An 18,098-nucleotide genomic window follows, 5' to 3' on the forward strand; every position below is an offset into this window, starting at 1 on the left:
TTCTCTCATGCGTGCCCTGCCGATCGTTCTGGCGTTTTTTCCGACATTTGTTCTGGCCGATGATATTCCCCTGACCAGCGACGTTACCGCGGCGGTACTCTATCCGCGCGGTGCAACCGTGACCCGCGAAATACCTTTCGAAGCCCCCGCAGGCCGACATGATCTGATCTTGACAGACCTGCCGCAGGGCACACCGCTCGATTCCGTGCGGGTATCGGTTGATGGTGCGACATTAGGCAGCCTGACAGTCCGCAACGATTTTGTCCCACCCCGCAGCGCCGACGACGATGCTGCATTCAAACTGGCCGAAGCCGAGGTCGAACGCCTGGAAGAGGAATTGCGCCAGGGGCTGGCGGCGGTCGAACGCATCACGCTGGAAGCTACCGCAGCAGAAGCGCGGATTGCATTCCTTGCCCGACTGGGCGAAAGCGAGGGCGTGGCCGAAATGGAGGTCGCGTCGCTGCGTGACCTTGCCAGTATGATCGGAGAGGAAACACTGGCGGCAAAGCAGATCGCGCTGGATGCGCGCCTGCGGGCCGATGCCGCGAAACGCGACCTCAAGGAATTGCGTGAAGATCTGGAAAAGGCCCGTCAGGCGCTTCAGGCGCTGGTGCCCGAAGACGAAGCGCGCGCAATGCTGGCGGTATCGATTTCCGGGCAGGATCAGATGCAGGGCAAATTGGCCGTTTCCTACAACATAAGAGAGGCATCCTGGCGTCCGGTCTATGACGTCAAACTGGACCGCAAGGAGGGACGGCTTGACATCGAACGCGGGGCGCTGGTGGCCCAGCAAACCGGCGAGAACTGGCGTGATGTCGCCGTTACCCTGTCCACGGCCCGACCGTCGGGGCAGACGGCCCCGGGGCAGATCTGGCCCTGGCAGCGATGGATCGAAGATCCGGCGCAACCTCGCCAGAAGCAGCTGGAACGGACGCAATCCGGCGCGGTGCTGGGGGCGCTGGTCGGGGCCGCCGATGCCGAACTGGCCGCTGAACCCGCGATCGAAGAAGCCGACGCCGTATTTGACGGGCTGGCCGTAACCTATAGCTATCCCAGCCCGGTATCCGTCGCCTCGCGCGCCGATAACATCCGGCTGTCGCTGGGTGATCTGACCACAAGCGCAGAAACTGTCGCCCAGGCGGTGCCGCTGACGGACACCAACGCCTTCCTGATGGCCAGCATCACCAATGACATGGGCGAGCTCATCCTGCCCGGCACGGCGATGTTCTATCTGGACGGTCGCTTTGTCGGCCGCCAGGGATTGGAGTTGATCCCCGCGGGTGGCGAAGCAGACCTGGCTTTTGGCCCGATTGACGGCTTGCGGCTGACGCGCACGGTGCTGGACCGGAACGAGGGCGACCGCGGTCTCATCTCGAAATCCAATGAATTGTCGGAAGCTGTTGAAATCAAGGTGGAAAATCTGACCGGTGAGGCCTGGCCCATTCGTCTGCTGGATCGCATACCATTTTCCGAGCAGGAAAACCTTGAAATCACCTGGACGGCGAAACCGCGCCCAAATGAAGAGAATGTCGACGGAAAACGTGGTATCATGGCTTGGGAATTCGACCTGGGTGCGGGTCAAAGCCGACTGATCGAACTGGATCACACGCTGGAATGGCCCGAGGACAAAGTGCTGCGCTGACGGGCGTGTTTCCTGTTGAGCAAGATCAAGGTCCGGTGATTGGATGACTGGCATACGGACCTTGTGATCTTGTCGTTTGGAGGAGCTTAATGCTTGAAATCAGTACACATAAAATTGCTCAGGTCATCCTGATGGCGCGCGAGCTGAACCGCGCCGAGGGTGAGTTGAGAGCCTTTATCGACCGGTTGAGCGAGGATGAGCAGGCCGAACTCGTCGCGGTTATGTGGGTCGGACGCGACAGTTTTGCCGCCGAGGATCTGGAAGAGGCGATTGCAACCGCGCGCGCGGAGGCGACGACACCCACCGCGGATTACCTGCTGGGCACGCCGCATCTGTCGGACCATCTGGAAAACGGCCTGGACGCACTGGGAATTTCCGTCGTCGACGATGAGGACGACCTGGTGCGCGGTGGCTGATACCCCCTATTTCAGCATTCCGGTTTCATGCGCCCGCCTGACCGAGGCGCGCGCCCGCATGGCGGTACGAAAGGCCATGATCTTGGGGAAATCCTCAACCCGGACCCCGTCCCCTTCCAGCCAGGAACAGACGGCATAGAGGTATGGATCGGCAATCGTGAGGGTGTCGCCAAGTACCAGCGGGCCGGTCAGCATGTTCTCCTCTATGAATGTACAGCTGTCGGTCATGGTTTGGGGTACCTTGGCCGTCATGTCCGCGTGCGAGGCCGGGTTGTCGGCCCAACGCTGGCCGCGCATCTTGTGGGCGTGGTTCACATGCATGGTCGAGGCCAGGTAATACATCGCGGCGCGCATCCGGGCGGCATCCCACGGATCGGATGGCACCAGCCCGGCCTCCGGGCGGAGCGCGGCGATGTAATCGAGGATCGCGCCGGTTTCCGTCAGGATCCCGTGATCCGTGACCAGGGCGGGCACGCGGCCCTTGGGGTTGATCGCGTGATAGGCGGGCTTGGTCTGTTCACCGGTTCTGAAATCAACGCGGACCGGCTCGAACTCGATGCCGGCCTCGTCGAGGGTTATCGCCGAGGCGATCGAAATCGTGTTGGGCGCGTAATAAAGTTTCATTGGCGCAATCCTTTGCGGCTGTCAGACATAGGTGCGGGCATGGGCGCGGCCGGGCGCGTCCAGATGCGGCGTGGCGTTGAACGTGCCCAGCATCAGCTGGTCATGCACATAGTGCAGTCGATGCAGCGAGCTGTTCATGATCTGCAGCATGACACGGGATGTGGCGGTGTTGTCCAGCGCAAGTATGTGGCGCATGACCATGCCGATCACGCCGCCTGAGGTGACCAGCAGAACCCGGCCATGCGCCCCGCAAAGCTCATCCACCAGCTGGGTGATGCGGGCGGCGAAATTCTCGAACCGCTCGGGAACGCCGTCAAGCAGGTCGCGCTGCCAGTGATCCATCAGCACGGGCAGGTGATGCACGTAATCGCGGACATTCTGCGGATAGGGCGTGCCGTGCTGCTGTTCCAGGGCCTGGGCCATAGAAAAATATTGCAACTCGTTCAGGCGTTCATCCTGTCGGGTGATGTCAAAGCCCATGGCGCGGGCGGTGTCGGCCTGGCGGTTCAGTGTGCCGGTGACGACATGGTCGAAATTCGGATTGGTCGCGCGCAGATGGTTGCCCAGCCAGGTCGCCTGCTGACGGCCCAGCTCAGAAAGGCGGTCATAGCTGGTCTCGTCCCGGGCGTGCGAATTGGCCTGACCGTGGCGGACAAGGATGATTTCGGTCACGTTGGTGGTCCTGCTTGCGTTGTATCACCGGCAACCTAACGTCGCACAGAGGAAGGGGGAAGCAGGTGTGGGGCAAATAATGGCCGCCATCGGCAAGTGCCGGCCTGCCTTTGGACCGCGGCGCTTGGATTGGCGCGGGATCAGAGCCTGCATTGCTACGCGTAGTCGAATTCCAGTTCGATCTTGCGCAGCTCCGCCACCAGATCCGCCTCATCCTCGGGCGAGAGGCCTACGTGTTGGGCGGGGTCGGGCCCGTCGGCAAACAGGTTTTCACGTTCGCCTTCGCCCTCGAAATAGCGCATCACCTGTTCGTAAGCGCGGCGTTCAAGCCGCCGGATCTTGTGCGTTTCGCTATCGCCCGGCTCGGTCTGAAAACACACATATTCTACCAGTTTACTGCGCAGGCGTTGCCGGGGTCCGGTGTCATCGTGAAGGGTAAATTCGACCAGCACTGCGCCGCTGAGCAGGCGGTCCTCGTTGGCGCTCCATTGATACAGAATCTGCGCGTTGTGGCATTCAATGTGCATATCGCCTGATCCCAGACAGCCGTCGTCAGCTTTGTTGCGCATAAGGGTTCCGAATACAACTTTAAGGTGATCTCTTTGAATCATCAGACTGCGTTGAATCTGTCAATGAAATCCAGCCTGCGGTGGAGCGCGGGCGATTTTTGGCTGGATTGCGCTGATGGCCCGCTAAGCGCGGGAACGATGTTGGTTTTTTCGGCCCTCAACCCGTTGTGGCGCAAAATACTTGGGAGGTGTCGGGATTGGCAGACTCCCATTTCCCGCCACATGCTCTAAGGTGGCTCGAACTAGGAGTTAAACCCATGTCCGAGACGATCAAAATCACCCTGGATGGCAAGGAAGTCGAGGCTGAAAAGGGCCAGACGATCTGGGAAGTGGCACATGGGCGGGGTCTGGTCATCCCGCATCTCTGCCACAAGCCCGCGCCGGGGTATCGGCCAGACGGCAATTGCCGCGCCTGCATGGTCGAAGTCGAGGGTGAGCGGACATTGGTCGCCTCGTGCATCCGCGAAGCAGCCGAAGGCATGGTGGTGACGACCAACTCCAACCGCGCGGAAAACGCCCGCAGGATGGTTGTCGAAATGCTGTTGGCAGATCAGCCTTCGCGCGACTCGGCGCATGACAAATCGGCGCATCTGTGGGACATGGCCGAGGCCAATGGCGTTTCCGAAAGCCGCTTTCCCAAGCTGGAAGAGGGGCGCATTCCGCTGCTGGACGACAGCCATGTGGCAATGAGCGTCAATCTGGATGCGTGCATTCAATGCGGGCTTTGCGTTCGCGCCTGCCGCGAGGTCCAGGTCAACGACGTGATCGGAATGGCGGGCCGCGGCCATGACGCCTATCCGACCTTCGATTTCGCCGATCCGATGGGGGCCAGTACCTGCGTCGCCTGCGGTGAATGCGTGCAGGCTTGCCCGACCGGGGCGCTGATGCCGTCAAGCGTGGTCGACGATGCCCAGGTGGGCGACAGCAAGGATTACGACAGCGAGGTCGAAAGCGTCTGTGCCTTCTGTGGCGTCGGCTGCCAGATCAGCATCAAGGTCAAGGATGGCCGCGTAAAATATGTCGAGGGCATCAACGGTCCGGCGAACGAAGGCCGGCTGTGCGTCAAGGGCCGGTTTGGCTATGACTATATCCACCACCAGCACCGCCTGACCAAGCCGCTCATTCGCCGCGAGGATGCGCCGGAGAAGGGGCTGAACGTCGATCCGTCGAACTGGCAGGAATACTTCCGCGAGGCCAGCTGGGACGAGGCGTTGGATCTTGCCGCCGGCGGACTCAAGGGCCGGGGACGCGAAGTGGCGGGCTTTGGCAGCGCCAAATGCACCAACGAAGAAGCGTACCTGTTCCAGAAATTCATCCGCCAGGGATTCGGCCACAACAATGTCGATCACTGCACGCGGCTCTGCCACGCCTCCTCGGTCGCGGCGCTGATCGAAAACGTCGGTTCGGGCGCGGTGACGGCCACGTTCAACGAGATCGAAAATGCCGATGTGGCGATCGTGATCGGCGCCAACCCGATCGAGAACCATCCCGTGGCAGCGACCTATTTCAAGCAATTCACCAAGCGTGGCGGCAAGCTCATCGTGATGGACCCGCGCGGCGTGGGCCTGCGCCGGTTCGCGACCCATATGCTGCAATTCCGCCCCGGCGCGGATGTCAGCATGCTCAACGCGATCATGCACACGATTGTCGAGGAAGAGCTCTACGATCAGCAATATATCGAGGCCTATACCGAGAACTGGGAGGCCGAGAAGGCGCATCTGGCCGATTTTGCGCCTGAGAAGATGGCAGATATCTGCGGCATTCCGGCCGAAACCCTTCGGGCCGTGGCCCGTGATTTCGCCACCGCCAAATCCGGCATGATCTTCTGGGGCATGGGCGTTTCCCAGCATATCCACGGCACGGACAATTCGCGCTGCCTGATCTCGCTGGCGCTGATGTGCGGCCATGTGGGCCGCCCGGGCACGGGGCTGCATCCGCTGAGGGGGCAGAACAACGTGCAGGGCGCGTCCGATGCCGGTCTCATTCCGATGTTCCTGCCCGACTATCAGACCGTGACTGATGATGGCGTACGCTCCGCTTTCACCGAGGTCTGGGGCTCGGGCGATTTCTCCAGTGAAAAGGGCCTGACCGTGACCGAAATCATGGACGCGGTTCATGACGGCCAGATCAAGGCCATGTATATCCTGGGCGAAAACCCGGCCATGTCCGATCCGGATGTGGAACATGCCCGCGACGCATTGGCCAAACTGGATCATCTGGTGGTGCAGGACATCTTCATCACCGAAACGGCGAACTATGCCGACGTGATCCTGCCGGCGTCGGCGCTGTATGAGAAATCCGGGACCGTTTCGAACACCAACCGACAGGTGCAGATGCTGCGCCCTGCCGTGGCGCCGCCGGGCGAGGCGAAGGAGGATTGGCAGATCGAGGTCGAACTGGCCCGGCGCTGCGGTCTGGACTGGACCTATGCGCATCCGTCCGAGGTATTTGCCGAGATGGCGATCAACATGCGTTCGCTCGACAATATCACCTGGGAGCGGTTGGAAAACACCGCCGTGACCTATCCCAGCCTCAGCCCCGAGGATCCGGGTCAGGCGGTTGTATTCGGCGATGGCTTTCCGCGGCCCGAAGGCCGCGCGCGGTTCACTCCTGCCAGCGTCATTGCCCCCGACGATACGCCGGACGCGGATTATCCAATGATCCTGACCACCGGGCGACAGCTGGAGCATTGGCATACCGGTTCGATGACGCGGCGTGCCACGGTACTGGACGCGGTCGAGCCCGAGGCCAACTGTTCGATGCACCCGTCGACCCTGCGCAAGCTGGGGGTGGAGCCGGGCGATCATGTGCGCCTGACCACCAAGCGCGGCAGCATCGTCATCATGGCCCGCGCCGATCGGGCAATTTCACCGGATATGGTGTTCCTGCCCTTTGCCTATGTCGAGGCGGCGGCCAACATCCTGACCAACCCGGCGGTGGACCCCTATGGCAAGATCCCGGAGTTCAAGTTCTCGGCGGTGAAGGTCGAAGCGGCAGAACCGGGCGCGGTGGCGGCGGAATAGTCGCGCGGCCCGGGAGGCCGATACCCGTCCTCAACAGGGATATCACCAAGCTGCGCGCGCGCTCCGGTCGGGGCGCCACACCTTCGCTTTTCCCGCGCGGATCAATGCTGTAGCAAGCGTGAATTCGTGAGTATTTTTGGCAAGATGAAGGGGAAGTGGCCGCATTGAACGGTAAGGGCAGCCTGTTCCGAGGTGCTGGCATCTGGTCCCGATCGCGGGAACTGTTGCGTCACCGCCATTCCACGTCACCCAGGAAGATGTAGCCGGCGCCGTATATCGTTTTGATAAGACGTGGATTTTTGGGATCTTCTCGGAGTTTCGTGCGTAGGCGCGAGATGCGTACATCCATCGCCCGGTCAAAGCTTTCGCCGGCGGCGCCGCCAAGGCTTTCCTGCATCGCCTGACGGGAAATCAGGCGTTTGGGGCGGTCGAGAAACAGCCGCAAGACCTCGCCTTCGGCATGGGAGAACGGGATTTCCGCGCCGCTTTCATCTTCCAGCACATAGCGGTCGAAATGCGCCGTCCAGCCCTCGAACCGTGCCGTGTCGCCGGTGTGCCGGGCCGGCGTGTCGCGGCGCAGGCGGGCGCGGATGCGGGCGACGACCTCGGCGGGGTCGAAGGGTTTGATGATGTAGTCGTCCGCGCCAAGTTCCAGCCCGGTCACCCTGTCCTGCACCTGGGCGCGGCCCGAGATGATGATCACCGTTGCCCCCTGTTCCAGCGCCAACCTGTGCACCAATGTCAGACCGTCGCGATCGGGCAGGGACAGGTCCACCAGGCAGACATCGGGCGTGACGGATTTGAGCGAGGCCTCGAACTCGGTCGCGCGCGCGAAAGCCATGGTGCGAAACCCGGCCTCTTCGAGCGCATCGGCCAGCATGGTGCGAATGGCCGGTTCATCGTCAAGGATGGTCACAAGGGGCGCAGTCATGATGCGGGTCTCTGGCTCAGAAAGGCCGTCAGTTGAGCGGCGGTAAAGGGTTTGCGCAGCACCGGCGCCAATGCGAGCGCGCGCTGGTGCAGCCGGTGATCGGGCGGCAGCGAGGTCATCAGAAAGGCGGGGCAATGATCCGACGGCAGGGCGGTCAGCAAATCAAGCCCGGTCTGGTCGCCTTCGAGTGTAATGTCTGACAACAGCGCCGAGATCTCCGGAAGTTCCGGCAAAAGCGTCAGGGCTTCGGTCACGCTGGTCGCTTCGACCACCGCATGACCGGCCTCGCGCAGCATGTCGCGGATGGTCAGGCGCAGGTCCGCGCTGTCTTCGACCAGCAGGACCATGCCGGGGGGCAGGGCGGAACCTGCCGGGCGCAGCGGTAGTTGTAGCGCCACATGCGCCCCTGTTTCCGTGTTCGACAGGCCGATCCGTCCGCCTGCCAGCTTGGTCATGTCATAGACCATGCCCAGGCCCAGCCCGGACCCTTCGCCGCCCTTGGTGGTGAAGAACGGCTCCAGCGCGCGCGACAGCGCCTGCCGGGAAAATCCCGGCCCGGTATCCGAGACGGAATACTCCAGCCACGTGTTCTGAACGGTTGTCACGCGCAGCGTGATGGTACCGGTGGGGCCGCAGGCATCGCGGGCGTTCAGGATCAGGTTCAGGAGCGAATCCTGCAACATGCCCGCATCCAGCAACCACGGGCCGGGCCCGGCCTGATTGTCGATTTCGAACGTCACGCCATCCGGCAAGGTCGATCGTGCCATCGGTTCAAGATCTGTCAGAAAGGCGGGCAGGTCTGTCGGGGTGGGGTGATGTTCGCGCGGGCCGGTCATGTCGGCGATCCGGTTGAGCAAGCCACCGCCGCGCCGGGCCGCCGCAAGCGTGGCGGTGATCAGCGCGTCCGCGGCGCCACCCAGGTCCATCCGTTGCAGTTTCGACTGCATTCCCAGGATGATCGTCAGCAGATTTGCGAAATCATGTGCAAGACCGTTGGTCATTTGCGCCGCCAGTTCGCGGCGGCGTGTCTGCTGCAGCGCGGCGCGGGTCTGAGCCTCTTCGGTGATGTCCATCGACAGGATATAGACGCCGCCCTCGATCCCGTCGGGGGTAAAGGCGGTACGGATGCGGCGGGTGCTGGGTAGATGGGTGAACTCGAACACCGAGGGCGTCCCGGCAAAGGCGGCCTCCAGCCGGGAATGGATTGGTCGATAGGACTTTTTTCCCATCGCTTCCTCAACCGTCAGGCCGACGATATCCGACTGACTGCCCGGCATGACCGAGCTGAGCCGCCGGTTGGAATAGGTATAGCGCCTGTCCGGCCCGACATGGGCGATATGGGCAGGCATCATCTCGGTCGTCAGCCGTGTCCGCGCCTCGGATGCGGTCAGTTGACGCTTGGCCGCCTCGAGCGCGGTGATCGTGGCCTCAAGCTGGCGGTTGGTGGCTGTCAACTCCTCGGAGTAGCCGGTCAACTGATCCGACAGCTCTTCGGAGCGTGCGTGCAGCAGCGCTTCCTGCCGCTTGGTGCGGGTGATGTCGGTATATACCGTGACCCATCCCCCCTGCGGCAGCGGCGAGCCCTCGACGCTGATCATCCGGCCATTCGCGCGCGACCGTTCCATGTAATGCGGCTCGAACGCGCGGGCCTGATCGACGCGGGCCTGGGTGAACACGTCGATGTCGTCCACCGCGCCGTAGTCCCCGCGCTTGGCAAGGTATCGGATGGTTTCCTCGAACCCCGCGCCCGGGGTGACCAGGTGATCCGGCAGATCGAACATCTCCTGAAAGCGGTCGTTGCAGACGGCAAGTTTCAGGTTGCTGTCATAGATCGAAAGCGCCTGCTGGATCAGGTTCAGCCCGGCGGTCATCATTCTGTGGGTGCGTTCGTTGTCAGCCATGCGCCACCGCCCAGTCCAGCGCCTGCTGCAAACGATCATCGCCCCAGAACAGCTCTTGGCCCACGGTGAAGCTGGGCGCGCCGAAAATGCCCAGCCTTGTGGCTTCTTCAGTGGTCTGGCGCAGCGCGTGCTTGACCGGATCCGTTCCGGCGCGGTCCATTATGTCGCCCGGCAGGCCGGCGGCATTTGCGCAGGCGGCGACCACATCCGGGTCGGAAATGTCGAGCTGTTCAGAGAATTCCGCCAGATAGATGTTGTGGATGAAGGCGATCCGCTGCGGGCCCTCCGCAGCAGCGGTGGCGACACGCGCCGCCAGCAGGCTGTTTTGCGGAAAGGGGTCGGGGCGGTGCAGCTGCAGGCCCAGACGATCGCATTGTCGCACCATGTCGCGCCACATGTAGTTGCCCTTGGCTGCATAGAGGTTGAAAGGCGACGTATCCCAGCCCTGCGCGGCAAAGATCGGCCCCAGCAGGAAGGGACGCCAGCGCAGCGTTATTCCCGCCTGCGCGGCCCGCGCCGGCAGACGCATGGCGCTGAGATAGGAGTAGGTCGAGGCGAACTCGAACCAGAAATCAACCTGCATCGGACCCCTTTCAAAGGTCATTGATCTATCACGTTTCTGGCCGCAATGGCCCGGAGTCAAGGCTTGGAGGCGGCTGTTACAATTCGTAAGGTTTGGGAAAAGATCAGGTAAAAGTTGACCTCGATGGATAATGTAACATCCTTGTGGCCTAAGAGAATCGCCCCAAGGTGGTTTATTGTCCGGCAACCGGGCATGGGAGGAAACAGAATTGGCACAGTCGCCCAAGGCGGCCGGAGGGCTTTCGTCCTTTCCGGCGCTTCTGCAACGTAACGCCAGCCAGTTTGGCGACAAGGCAGCGTATCGCGAGAAGGAATACGGCATCTGGCAAAGCTGGAGCTGGGCGGAGGCCGAGAAGGAAATCGAGGCCCTGGCACTGGGATTGCTGAACCTGGGTGTGAACCCCGGAGATTTTGTTGCCATCATCGGACGCAACCGGCCGTATTTCTATTGGTCGATGGTTGCGGCGCAATCGGTGGGCGCGGTGCCGGTGCCGGTCTATCAGGACAGTGCCGCCGAAGAGATGGCCTATGTGATGGACCATTGCGGTGCGCGGTTCGCGGTGGTCGAAGATCAGGAACAGGTCGACAAGATCATCGAGATACAAGACCAGCTCGAACAGTTCGAACACATGATCTATGTCGATCCGCGCGGCCTGAGGAAGTATGACCACCGCAAGCTGCACGAGTTTTCCCACGTGCAGGACCAGGGCCGTGCGGCCCATGATGAACTCATTGGCGAGCTGAAGGCGCGCCGCGAGAGTTTGGACTACGACAGCACCTGCGTAATGCTCTATACCAGCGGCACGACGGGCAAGCCCAAGGGCGTGGTCCTGTCGAACCGCAATATCATCGAGGCGTCGAAATCATCGGCCGAGTTTGACAGGCTGGACCTGAATGAGGAGGTGCTGGCCTATCTGCCGATGGCCTGGGTGGGTGACTTCATCTTTTCCATCGGTCAGGCCTATTGGTGCGGGTTTTGCGTGAATTGCCCCGAAAGCGCCGACACGATGCAGACCGACCTGCGCGAGATCGGGCCGACCTACTATTTCGCCCCGCCGCGGGTTTTCGAGACGCAGCTGACCAACGTGATGATCCGCATGGAGGATGCCGGGCGGTTCAAGCAATGGCTGTTCCACAAGTCGATGGCCCATGCGCGCAAGGTTGGCCCGAGCATCCTGGACGGCAAGCCGGTGGGCGGCTGGGACCGGTTGAAATACTGGCTTGGCAACCTGTGTATCTATGGGCCGCTCAAGGATACGCTGGGCTTTGGCCGGGTGCGCGTGGGGTACACGGCGGGTGAAGCGATCGGGCCGGAAATCTTCGATTTTTACCGATCCCTCGGGATTAATCTGAAGCAGCTATATGGTCAGACCGAGGCATCGGTGTTCATCACGCTGCAGCCCGATGGCGAGGTGCACAGCGATACGGTGGGCGTGGCCGCACCGGGGGTCGAACTGCGCATCGCCGAAAATGGCGAGGTGTTCTATCGCAGCCCCGGCACGTTCGAGGAATATTACAAGAACCCCGAGAGCACGGCCTCGACCAAGGACAAGGAAGGCTGGGTGGCAACCGGCGATGCCGGGTTCTTTGACGAGGAAACCGGGCATTTGCGGATCATCGACCGGGCCAAGGATGTCGGCAAGATGGCCGACGGGGCGATGTTCGCGCCGAAATATGTCGAGAACAAGCTGAAGTTTTTCCCGAATATCCTGGAGGCCGTCGTGTTCGGCAACCAGCGCGAGGAATGCACCGCCTTCATCAATATCGACCTGAATGCCGTGGGCAACTGGGCCGAGCGCAACAATATCGGCTATGCGTCCTATCAGGAGCTTGCCGGGCATCCGAAGGTGCTGGATACGATCAAGACCCATGTCGAAGAGGTCAACCGTTCCCTGGCCGATGACCCGATGCTGGCCCATTGCCAGGTGCATCGCTTCATCGTGCTGCACAAGGAACTGGATGCCGACGACGGTGAGATGACGCGGACCCGCAAGGTGCGGCGCGGGGTGATCTCGGAGAAGTTCGAGGATCTTCTGGGTGCGCTTTATGACGGGTCGGACGAGATCTACACCACGACCGAGGTGACCTATGAAGATGGCCGCAAGGGCTCGATCAGTGCGACGCTCAAGGTCATCAGCGCCGAGGTAACAAACATGCAGGACCGGAAGGTGGCGGCGGAATGAGGGCCGGTGGAACGCCGCTCGCCCGTACCGGGCATCGCCCCGCCCCCCGTCCCGTGATGGGGAGCCCAAGAGGAGTGTGTCATGCTTGATGCGTCAGAGGGATATACCACCGAGGATGGCCGCAAGATCGGCGGGGTGGTGATGGAGATGAAGAACATCACGCTGCGCTTTGGCGGGGTGGTGGCCATTCAGGACATCAGTTTCGACATCCGCCAGGGCGAGATCCGGGCGATCATCGGTCCCAATGGCGCGGGCAAGTCCTCGATGCTGAACGTGATTTCGGGCTTTTACCATCCGCAGGAGGGTGAGGTCTGGTACAAGGGCGCAAAACGCCCGGCGATGAAACCCTACGAGGTGGCGCGGCAGGGGATTGCACGGACCTTTCAGAACATCGCGCTGTTCGAGGGCATGTCAGTGCTGGACAATGTGATGACCGGCCGCATCCGGCAGATGAATTCGGGGTTGTTTGCCCAGGCGATCTGGAAGGGCAAGGCCGAGCGCGAAGAGGTGGAGAACCGGGAATTCGTCGAGCGGATCATTGATTTCCTGGAGATCCAGCACATCCGCAAGACCCCCGTGGGCCGCCTTCCCTACGGGTTGAAGAAGCGGGTGGAACTGGCCCGCGCGCTGGCGGCAGAGCCGTCCATCCTGCTGCTGGACGAGCCGATGGCGGGCATGAATGTTGAGGAAAAAGAGGACATGAGCCGCTTTGTCCTGGATGTGAATGACGAATTCGGCACGACGATTGCGCTGATCGAGCACGACATGGGTGTGGTCATGGACCTGAGCGACCGGGTCGTGGTGATGGATTACGGCAAGAAGATCGGTGATGGCACGCCTGATGAGGTGCGCACCAACCAGGCGGTGATCGATGCCTATCTGGGGGTAGCGCATGATTGATTTATCGCGGAGCCGCGGGAATTTTCCCCGGCGCAACGCCCGCCCACCCGCCCCGTTGCACCGGGGAAAATTCTTACTGACCGGAGGGATGACCCATGCCTGAACAACTGGTTTTCGCGATGGAGGTGTTCCTCAACGGGCTGATGGCCGGGGTGCTATATGCGCTCGTGGCCCTTGGCTTCGTTCTGATCTACAAGGCGTCGGGCATCTTCAACTATGCGCAGGGGGTGATGGCGCTCTTTGCCGCCCTGACGCTGGTGGGGATCATGGAGGGGCAGGTGCCTTTTGCCCATCTCATCAACGCGATACTCGGCACCGAGATCCACCATTTCGGCTGGCATATGCCGGGGATTCTGGCGATCCTCTTCACCATGGCGGTGATGGTCGGGCTGGCCTGGATTGTGAACACGCTGATCTTCCGGCACCTGGTCAATCAGGAGCCGATCATCCTGTTCATGGCCACCATCGGCCTGGCCTATTTCCTGGAAGGGTTCGGTGACATCATGTGGGGGGCCGATATCAAGAAGCTGGATGTGGGCCTGCCGCAGGGGATCAACCTGTGGATCGACGAGACCACGTTCAACATCTTCGATTACGGATTCTTCATCGACAATCTCGATATCGTGGCAACGGTTGTGGCGGCGCTGTTGGTCTGTGCGCTGGTGATCTTTGCCCAGTATACCAAGCAGGGCCGGGCAATGCGGGCGGTGGCCGATGACCACCAGGCGGCGCTGTCGGTAGGCATCTCGCTTAACTTCATCTGGGTGATGGTCTGGTCGGTGGCAGGCTTCGTGGCGCTGGTCGCGGGGATCATGTGGGGCACGAAATCGGGGGTGCAGTTTTCGCTGTCACTGATCGCTTTGAAGGCCTTGCCGGTGCTGATGCTGGGCGGGTTTACCTCAATCCCAGGCGCCATTGTGGGCGGTTTGATCATCGGGGTGGGCGAAAAGCTCTTTGAGTTCGGGTTCGGCCCGATGCTGGGGGGCGCGACCGAGAACTGGTTTGCCTATGTGCTGGCGCTGCTGTTCCTGGTGTTCCGGCCGCAGGGTCTATTCGGGGAGAAGATCATTGAGAGGGTCTAGCGATGAGTCTCTTTCCACTGATCTGGCGGACAGGTCAGGTATTGGCTGCAGTGTGCGGTCTCATCGGTCTCATCGGTTTATCATTGCCGCTTATCTTTCAAGGGTTTGGCATAGCAGTGGGAATGGAATGGGCTTGGCGCCGGAAGAAGCACTGGCTCGGGTTTCCAGAGGATGAAGGATAGCAAACATGTTTTATCGTGAAGCCGGTGACTTCAAGACGTCCTATGTGGATGACAACCAGACCTTTCCGATCAAGTTCGACCGATACCGCTATTACGCGGTGCTGCTGGCGGCCTTTGCGGTGGTGCCGTTCATCATCAACGACTACTGGGTCAACGCGGTCTTCCTGCCGTTTCTGATCTACGCCATCGCGGCGATCGGGCTGAACATCCTGACCGGGTATTGCGGACAGGTCTCGCTGGGGACCGGCGGGTTCATGGCGGTGGGGGCCTATGCCTGTTACAAGTTGATGACCGGGTTCCCGGAGGTCAACATCTTCTTCCACATCATCCTGTCGGGCGGGATCACCGCGGCGGTCTGTGTGGTATTCGGCCTGCCCAGCTTGCGCATCAAGGGGTTCTACCTGGCGGTGGCGACGCTGGCGGCGCAGTTCTTTCTGGTCTGGCTCTTCAACAAGGTGGCGTGGTTCTACAACTACTCGGCCTCGGGCCAGATCAACGCGCCCGAGCGCACCGTTTTCGGCATCCCTGTCACCGGGGCCGAGACAGCGCCCTGGGCGGCCTATCTGTTCTGCCTGGTCTTTACCGTCGCCAGCGCGATCATCGCGCGCAATCTGACGCGCGGGATGACGGGCCGCAAGTGGATGGCGATCCGCGACATGGACATTGCCGCCGAGATCATCGGGGTCAACCCGCTGAAGGCCAAGCTGAGCGCCTTTGCGGTGTCGGGCTTTTTTGTGGGCATCGCCGGGGCGCTGTTCTTTGCGGTTTATCTGGGCGCGGTCGAGGTGGGCGAGGTCTTTGGCATCACCAAGTCGTTCCTGGTGCTGTTCATGATCATCATCGGCGGGCTGGGCTCGATATTCGGCAGCTTTGCCGGGGCGGCGTTCCTGGTGCTGTTGCCGGTGCTTCTGAAGAACCTGCTGGTGGGCACGCTGGGATGGCCCACCGATCTGGCGGCGCATCTGGAATTCATGATCGTCGGCGCGCTGATCGTCATTTTCCTGATCGCCGAGCCGCACGGGCTGGCGCAGTTGTGGCGCGTGGCGAAGGAGAAACTGAGGCTTTGGCCCTTCCCGCATTGAGGGGCCGGAAAGGTGTGGTGGGCTGGCGCCCACCCTACGTGACATCGGAAAAACCAAGGGAGGAATAAAACCGATGAAGATGAAACTGATGACAGCTGCGGTGGCGGCAGTGATGGCCGCAGGGCCGGCGCTGGCCGATCTGACCATCGTCGATACCAGCTATCGTACCGGGCCCTATGCGGCCAACGGCATCCCGTTCTCGGACGGGTACCAGGATTACTTCACCCTGCTCAATGAGCGCGATGGCGGCATCGGCGGCGAAAAGATCAACATCGTCGAGTGCGAGACCGGCTATAACACCGAAAAAGGGGTGGAATGCTATGAGGCGACCAAGGGCGAGGGTGCGCTGGTCTATCAGCCGCTGTCGACCGGGATTACCTATCAGTTGATCCCCAAGGCCACAGCCGATGGCATCCCGCTTCATACGATGGGCTATGGCCGGACATCGGCCAAGAACGGGGCGGTGTTCAAATGGGTGTTCAACTACCCGGCAAACTACTGGGACGGGGCCAGCCTGGCGGTCACGCATATCCTCGATCAGAACGCGAACGATATCAGTGGCAAGACGATTGCGCTGGTCTATCACAACTCGGCCTATGGCAAGGAACCCATCCGGACGCTGGAGGAATTGTCGAAGAAGCACGGGTTCAACCTCAGCCTGCTGCCGGTGGACCACCCCGGACAGGAGCAGAAATCGCAATGGTTGCAGATCCGCCGCGAGAAGCCCGATTACGTACTGATGTGGGGCTGGGGCGTGATGAACCAGGTTGCCATCCAGGAAGCCGTGAACATCCGCTTCCCGATGGAAAACTTCATCGGCATCTGGTGGTCGGGTTCGGAGAACGACGTGAAAGCGGCGGGCGACGGCGCCAATGGCTACAAGGCGCTGACCTTCCACAACCTCGGCTCCGATTACCCGGTCTATGACGACATCCAGACGCATGTGGTCGACGCCGGCAAGGCGGCCGGCACCGGCGATCAGGTGGGGACGGTGCTCTATAACCGTGGCATGTATGCGGCGATGCTGGCCGCCGAGGCGATCAAGACCGCGCAGGAAATGCACGGTACCGCAGCCATCAACTCGGCCCAGATGCGCGACGGCATGGAGAATCTTGAAATGACCGAAGCCAAGATGACGGATATCGGGCTTCCGAATTTCGGCCCGGAGTTCAAGGTGAGCTGCGACAATCACGGTGGCAACGGGTTCGGTGCGGTATCGCAATGGGATGCGGCAGCGGGCGAGTTCAAGCTGATCACCGAGTATTTCCAGTCAGACCAGGATGTGATCCAGCCTTTGGTCGAGGAAGACAGCGCGGCCTTTGCTGCCGAGAACGGTATCGAAGGCGGGTGCTGAACTCGTGACACGATCCCGGCCGTGGCACGGGCCGCGGCCGGGAACATTGAGTATTTTTGCCAAGATGAAGCCAGGGTGCGCGCCCTGACGTGACGGGTGCGCGCGGATTGCAACGGAGTTGAACGATGCTGGATATCACCGAAGAACCGGAAGACGCCCTGCTGGAGGTCAATAATATCGAGGTGATCTACAATCACGTGATCCTGGTTCTGAAGGGCGTGAGCCTGAAAGTTCCCAAAGGCGGGATCACCGCGTTGCTGGGCGGCAATGGCGCGGGCAAGACCACGACGCTCAAGGCGATCTCGAACCTGCTGAGATCAGAGCGCGGCGAGGTGACCAAGGGCTCGATCACCTATCGCAATGAGCGGGTTCAGGATCTGGTGCCGTCGGATCTGGTCAAGAAGGGCGTTATCCAGGTGATGGAGGGGCGGCATTGTTTCGAGCATCTGACGGTTGAGGAAAACCTGCTGACCGGGGCCTATACGCGCGGATCAAGCCGTGGTGAGATCGATGCCGATCTGAACATGGTCTATGAGTATTTCCCGCGCCTGAAAGAGCGGCGCAAAAGCCAGGCCGGCTATACCTCGGGCGGGGAACAGCAGATGGTGGCCATTGGCCGCGCGCTGATGAGCCGGCCCGAGACGATCCTGCTGGACGAGCCCAGCATGGGGCTGGCGCCGCAGCTGGTTGAGCAGATCTTCAACATCGTCAAATCGCTGAACGAGGAAGAGGGGTATACCTTCCTTCTGGCCGAGCAGAACACCAACGTGGCGCTGCGCTTTGCCCATTACGGGTACATCCTGGAATCGGGCCGCGTGGTGATGGACGGGCCCGCCGCCGACCTGCGCGAGAACCCGGATGTGAAGGAGTTCTACCTGGGCATGTCCGACGAGGGGCGCAAGAGCTTTCGCGACGTGCGTTCCTATCGCCGTCGCAAGCGGTGGCTGAGCTGAGG

General features: G+C 61.4%; 15 protein-coding genes. 9 read left to right on the forward strand and 6 right to left on the reverse strand.

Annotation, left to right across the window (positions count from 1 at the left end; all coding sequences use genetic code 11):
* Positions 1 to 7: 7 nt before the first annotated feature.
* Entirely contained in the window at positions 8 to 1,642 is a 1,635-nt protein-coding gene (locus tag AAFO92_RS02385; RefSeq protein WP_347533008.1) for a mucoidy inhibitor MuiA family protein, read from the forward strand.
* 89 nt (positions 1,643 to 1,731) lie between these two features.
* Positions 1,732 to 2,058, forward strand: coding sequence for a DUF3775 domain-containing protein (locus tag AAFO92_RS02390; protein ID WP_347533010.1), 327 nt, complete (start codon positions 1,732 to 1,734; stop codon positions 2,056 to 2,058).
* A gap of 6 nt (positions 2,059 to 2,064) precedes the next feature.
* Here AAFO92_RS02390 and AAFO92_RS02395 read toward each other — a convergent pair whose 3' ends face one another.
* From AAFO92_RS02395 to AAFO92_RS02405, 3 genes are all read right to left on the reverse strand, one after another.
* Positions 2,065 to 2,682, reverse strand: coding sequence for a glutathione S-transferase family protein (locus AAFO92_RS02395; RefSeq protein ID WP_347533012.1), 618 nt, complete (start codon positions 2,680 to 2,682; stop codon positions 2,065 to 2,067).
* Positions 2,683 to 2,703: 21 nt separating this feature from the next.
* A complete protein-coding gene (locus AAFO92_RS02400; RefSeq protein ID WP_347533014.1) occupies positions 2,704 to 3,354 on the reverse strand; it encodes a histidine phosphatase family protein in 651 nt (216 codons plus the stop codon).
* A gap of 155 nt (positions 3,355 to 3,509) precedes the next feature.
* Positions 3,510 to 3,923: a hypothetical protein gene (locus AAFO92_RS02405; RefSeq protein WP_347533015.1), complete on the reverse strand. Its 414-nt coding sequence runs from the start codon at positions 3,921 to 3,923 to the stop codon at positions 3,510 to 3,512.
* 257 nt (positions 3,924 to 4,180) lie between these two features.
* Between AAFO92_RS02405 and fdhF the strand changes: the two genes are divergently transcribed.
* Positions 4,181 to 6,946, forward strand: coding sequence for a formate dehydrogenase subunit alpha (fdhF, locus tag AAFO92_RS02410; RefSeq protein WP_347533017.1), 2,766 nt, complete (start codon positions 4,181 to 4,183; stop codon positions 6,944 to 6,946).
* Positions 6,947 to 7,175: 229 nt separating this feature from the next.
* On the opposite strand, the gene AAFO92_RS02415 is transcribed toward fdhF, so the two are convergent.
* From AAFO92_RS02415 to AAFO92_RS02425, 3 genes are read right to left on the reverse strand one after another with little or no spacing between them, the layout of a single operon-like run.
* The gene (locus AAFO92_RS02415) at positions 7,176 to 7,877 is read right to left on the reverse strand and encodes a response regulator transcription factor (protein WP_347533019.1); all 702 of its coding nucleotides are present in this window, start codon (positions 7,875 to 7,877) and stop codon (positions 7,176 to 7,178) included.
* Positions 7,874 to 9,778, reverse strand: coding sequence for a PAS-domain containing protein (locus AAFO92_RS02420; RefSeq protein ID WP_347533021.1), 1,905 nt, complete (start codon positions 9,776 to 9,778; stop codon positions 7,874 to 7,876). Before AAFO92_RS02420 ends, AAFO92_RS02415 begins: the two co-directional genes overlap by 4 nt.
* Entirely contained in the window at positions 9,771 to 10,382 is a 612-nt protein-coding gene (locus tag AAFO92_RS02425; RefSeq protein ID WP_347533023.1) for a 2-hydroxychromene-2-carboxylate isomerase, read from the reverse strand. The genes AAFO92_RS02420 and AAFO92_RS02425 overlap by 8 nt, the downstream gene beginning before the upstream one ends.
* A 187-nt stretch (positions 10,383 to 10,569) precedes the next feature.
* Between AAFO92_RS02425 and AAFO92_RS02430 the strand changes: the two genes are divergently transcribed.
* The 6 genes from AAFO92_RS02430 to AAFO92_RS02455 all read left to right on the forward strand — a co-directional run bounded on the left by AAFO92_RS02430 (position 10,570) and on the right by AAFO92_RS02455 (position 18,096).
* On the forward strand, positions 10,570 to 12,543 hold the full coding sequence (locus AAFO92_RS02430) for an AMP-binding protein (RefSeq protein WP_347533025.1): 1,974 nt from the start codon (positions 10,570 to 10,572) through the stop codon (positions 12,541 to 12,543).
* An 81-nt stretch (positions 12,544 to 12,624) separates the two neighbouring features.
* Positions 12,625 to 13,443: an ABC transporter ATP-binding protein gene (locus tag AAFO92_RS02435; RefSeq protein WP_347533027.1), complete on the forward strand. Its 819-nt coding sequence runs from the start codon at positions 12,625 to 12,627 to the stop codon at positions 13,441 to 13,443.
* A gap of 95 nt (positions 13,444 to 13,538) precedes the next feature.
* Positions 13,539 to 14,525 carry a branched-chain amino acid ABC transporter permease gene (locus tag AAFO92_RS02440; protein ID WP_347533028.1) on the forward strand — a complete coding sequence of 329 codons (987 nt, stop codon included), beginning with the start codon at positions 13,539 to 13,541 and terminating at the stop codon, positions 14,523 to 14,525.
* 187 nt (positions 14,526 to 14,712) lie between these two features.
* A complete protein-coding gene (locus AAFO92_RS02445; protein WP_347533030.1) occupies positions 14,713 to 15,789 on the forward strand; it encodes a branched-chain amino acid ABC transporter permease in 1,077 nt (358 codons plus the stop codon).
* A 73-nt stretch (positions 15,790 to 15,862) separates the two neighbouring features.
* Positions 15,863 to 17,143 carry an ABC transporter substrate-binding protein gene (locus AAFO92_RS02450; RefSeq protein ID WP_347533032.1) on the forward strand — a complete coding sequence of 427 codons (1,281 nt, stop codon included), beginning with the start codon at positions 15,863 to 15,865 and terminating at the stop codon, positions 17,141 to 17,143.
* A gap of 125 nt (positions 17,144 to 17,268) precedes the next feature.
* Positions 17,269 to 18,096: an ABC transporter ATP-binding protein gene (locus tag AAFO92_RS02455; RefSeq protein WP_347533033.1), complete on the forward strand. Its 828-nt coding sequence runs from the start codon at positions 17,269 to 17,271 to the stop codon at positions 18,094 to 18,096.
* Positions 18,097 to 18,098: the final 2 nt, after the last annotated feature.

The sequence above is a fragment of the Roseovarius sp. CAU 1744 genome (assembly GCF_039839345.1).
Lineage (GTDB): Bacteria > Pseudomonadota > Alphaproteobacteria > Rhodobacterales > Rhodobacteraceae > Roseovarius.

What these genes read in the sequence shown, in the direction of transcription:
- AAFO92_RS02440 (WP_347533028.1), top strand. Translation starts at nt 13,539, where the DNA reads ATGCCTGAACAACTGGTTTTCGCGATGGAGGTGTTCCTCAACGGGCTG.
- AAFO92_RS02455 (WP_347533033.1), top strand. Translation starts at nt 17,269, where the DNA reads ATGCTGGATATCACCGAAGAACCGGAAGACGCCCTGCTGGAGGTCAAT.
- AAFO92_RS02420 (WP_347533021.1), bottom strand. Translation starts at nt 9,778, where the DNA reads ATGGCTGACAACGAACGCACCCACAGAATGATGACCGCCGGGCTGAAC.
- AAFO92_RS02425 (WP_347533023.1), bottom strand. Translation starts at nt 10,382, where the DNA reads ATGACCTTTGAAAGGGGTCCGATGCAGGTTGATTTCTGGTTCGAGTTC.
- AAFO92_RS02445 (WP_347533030.1), top strand. Translation starts at nt 14,713, where the DNA reads ATGTTTTATCGTGAAGCCGGTGACTTCAAGACGTCCTATGTGGATGAC.
- AAFO92_RS02385 (WP_347533008.1), top strand. Translation starts at nt 8, where the DNA reads ATGCGTGCCCTGCCGATCGTTCTGGCGTTTTTTCCGACATTTGTTCTG.
- AAFO92_RS02395 (WP_347533012.1), bottom strand. Translation starts at nt 2,682, where the DNA reads ATGAAACTTTATTACGCGCCCAACACGATTTCGATCGCCTCGGCGATA.
- AAFO92_RS02450 (WP_347533032.1), top strand. Translation starts at nt 15,863, where the DNA reads ATGAAGATGAAACTGATGACAGCTGCGGTGGCGGCAGTGATGGCCGCA.
- fdhF (WP_347533017.1), top strand. Translation starts at nt 4,181, where the DNA reads ATGTCCGAGACGATCAAAATCACCCTGGATGGCAAGGAAGTCGAGGCT.
- AAFO92_RS02435 (WP_347533027.1), top strand. Translation starts at nt 12,625, where the DNA reads ATGCTTGATGCGTCAGAGGGATATACCACCGAGGATGGCCGCAAGATC.
- AAFO92_RS02390 (WP_347533010.1), top strand. Translation starts at nt 1,732, where the DNA reads ATGCTTGAAATCAGTACACATAAAATTGCTCAGGTCATCCTGATGGCG.
- AAFO92_RS02415 (WP_347533019.1), bottom strand. Translation starts at nt 7,877, where the DNA reads ATGACTGCGCCCCTTGTGACCATCCTTGACGATGAACCGGCCATTCGC.
- AAFO92_RS02405 (WP_347533015.1), bottom strand. Translation starts at nt 3,923, where the DNA reads ATGCGCAACAAAGCTGACGACGGCTGTCTGGGATCAGGCGATATGCAC.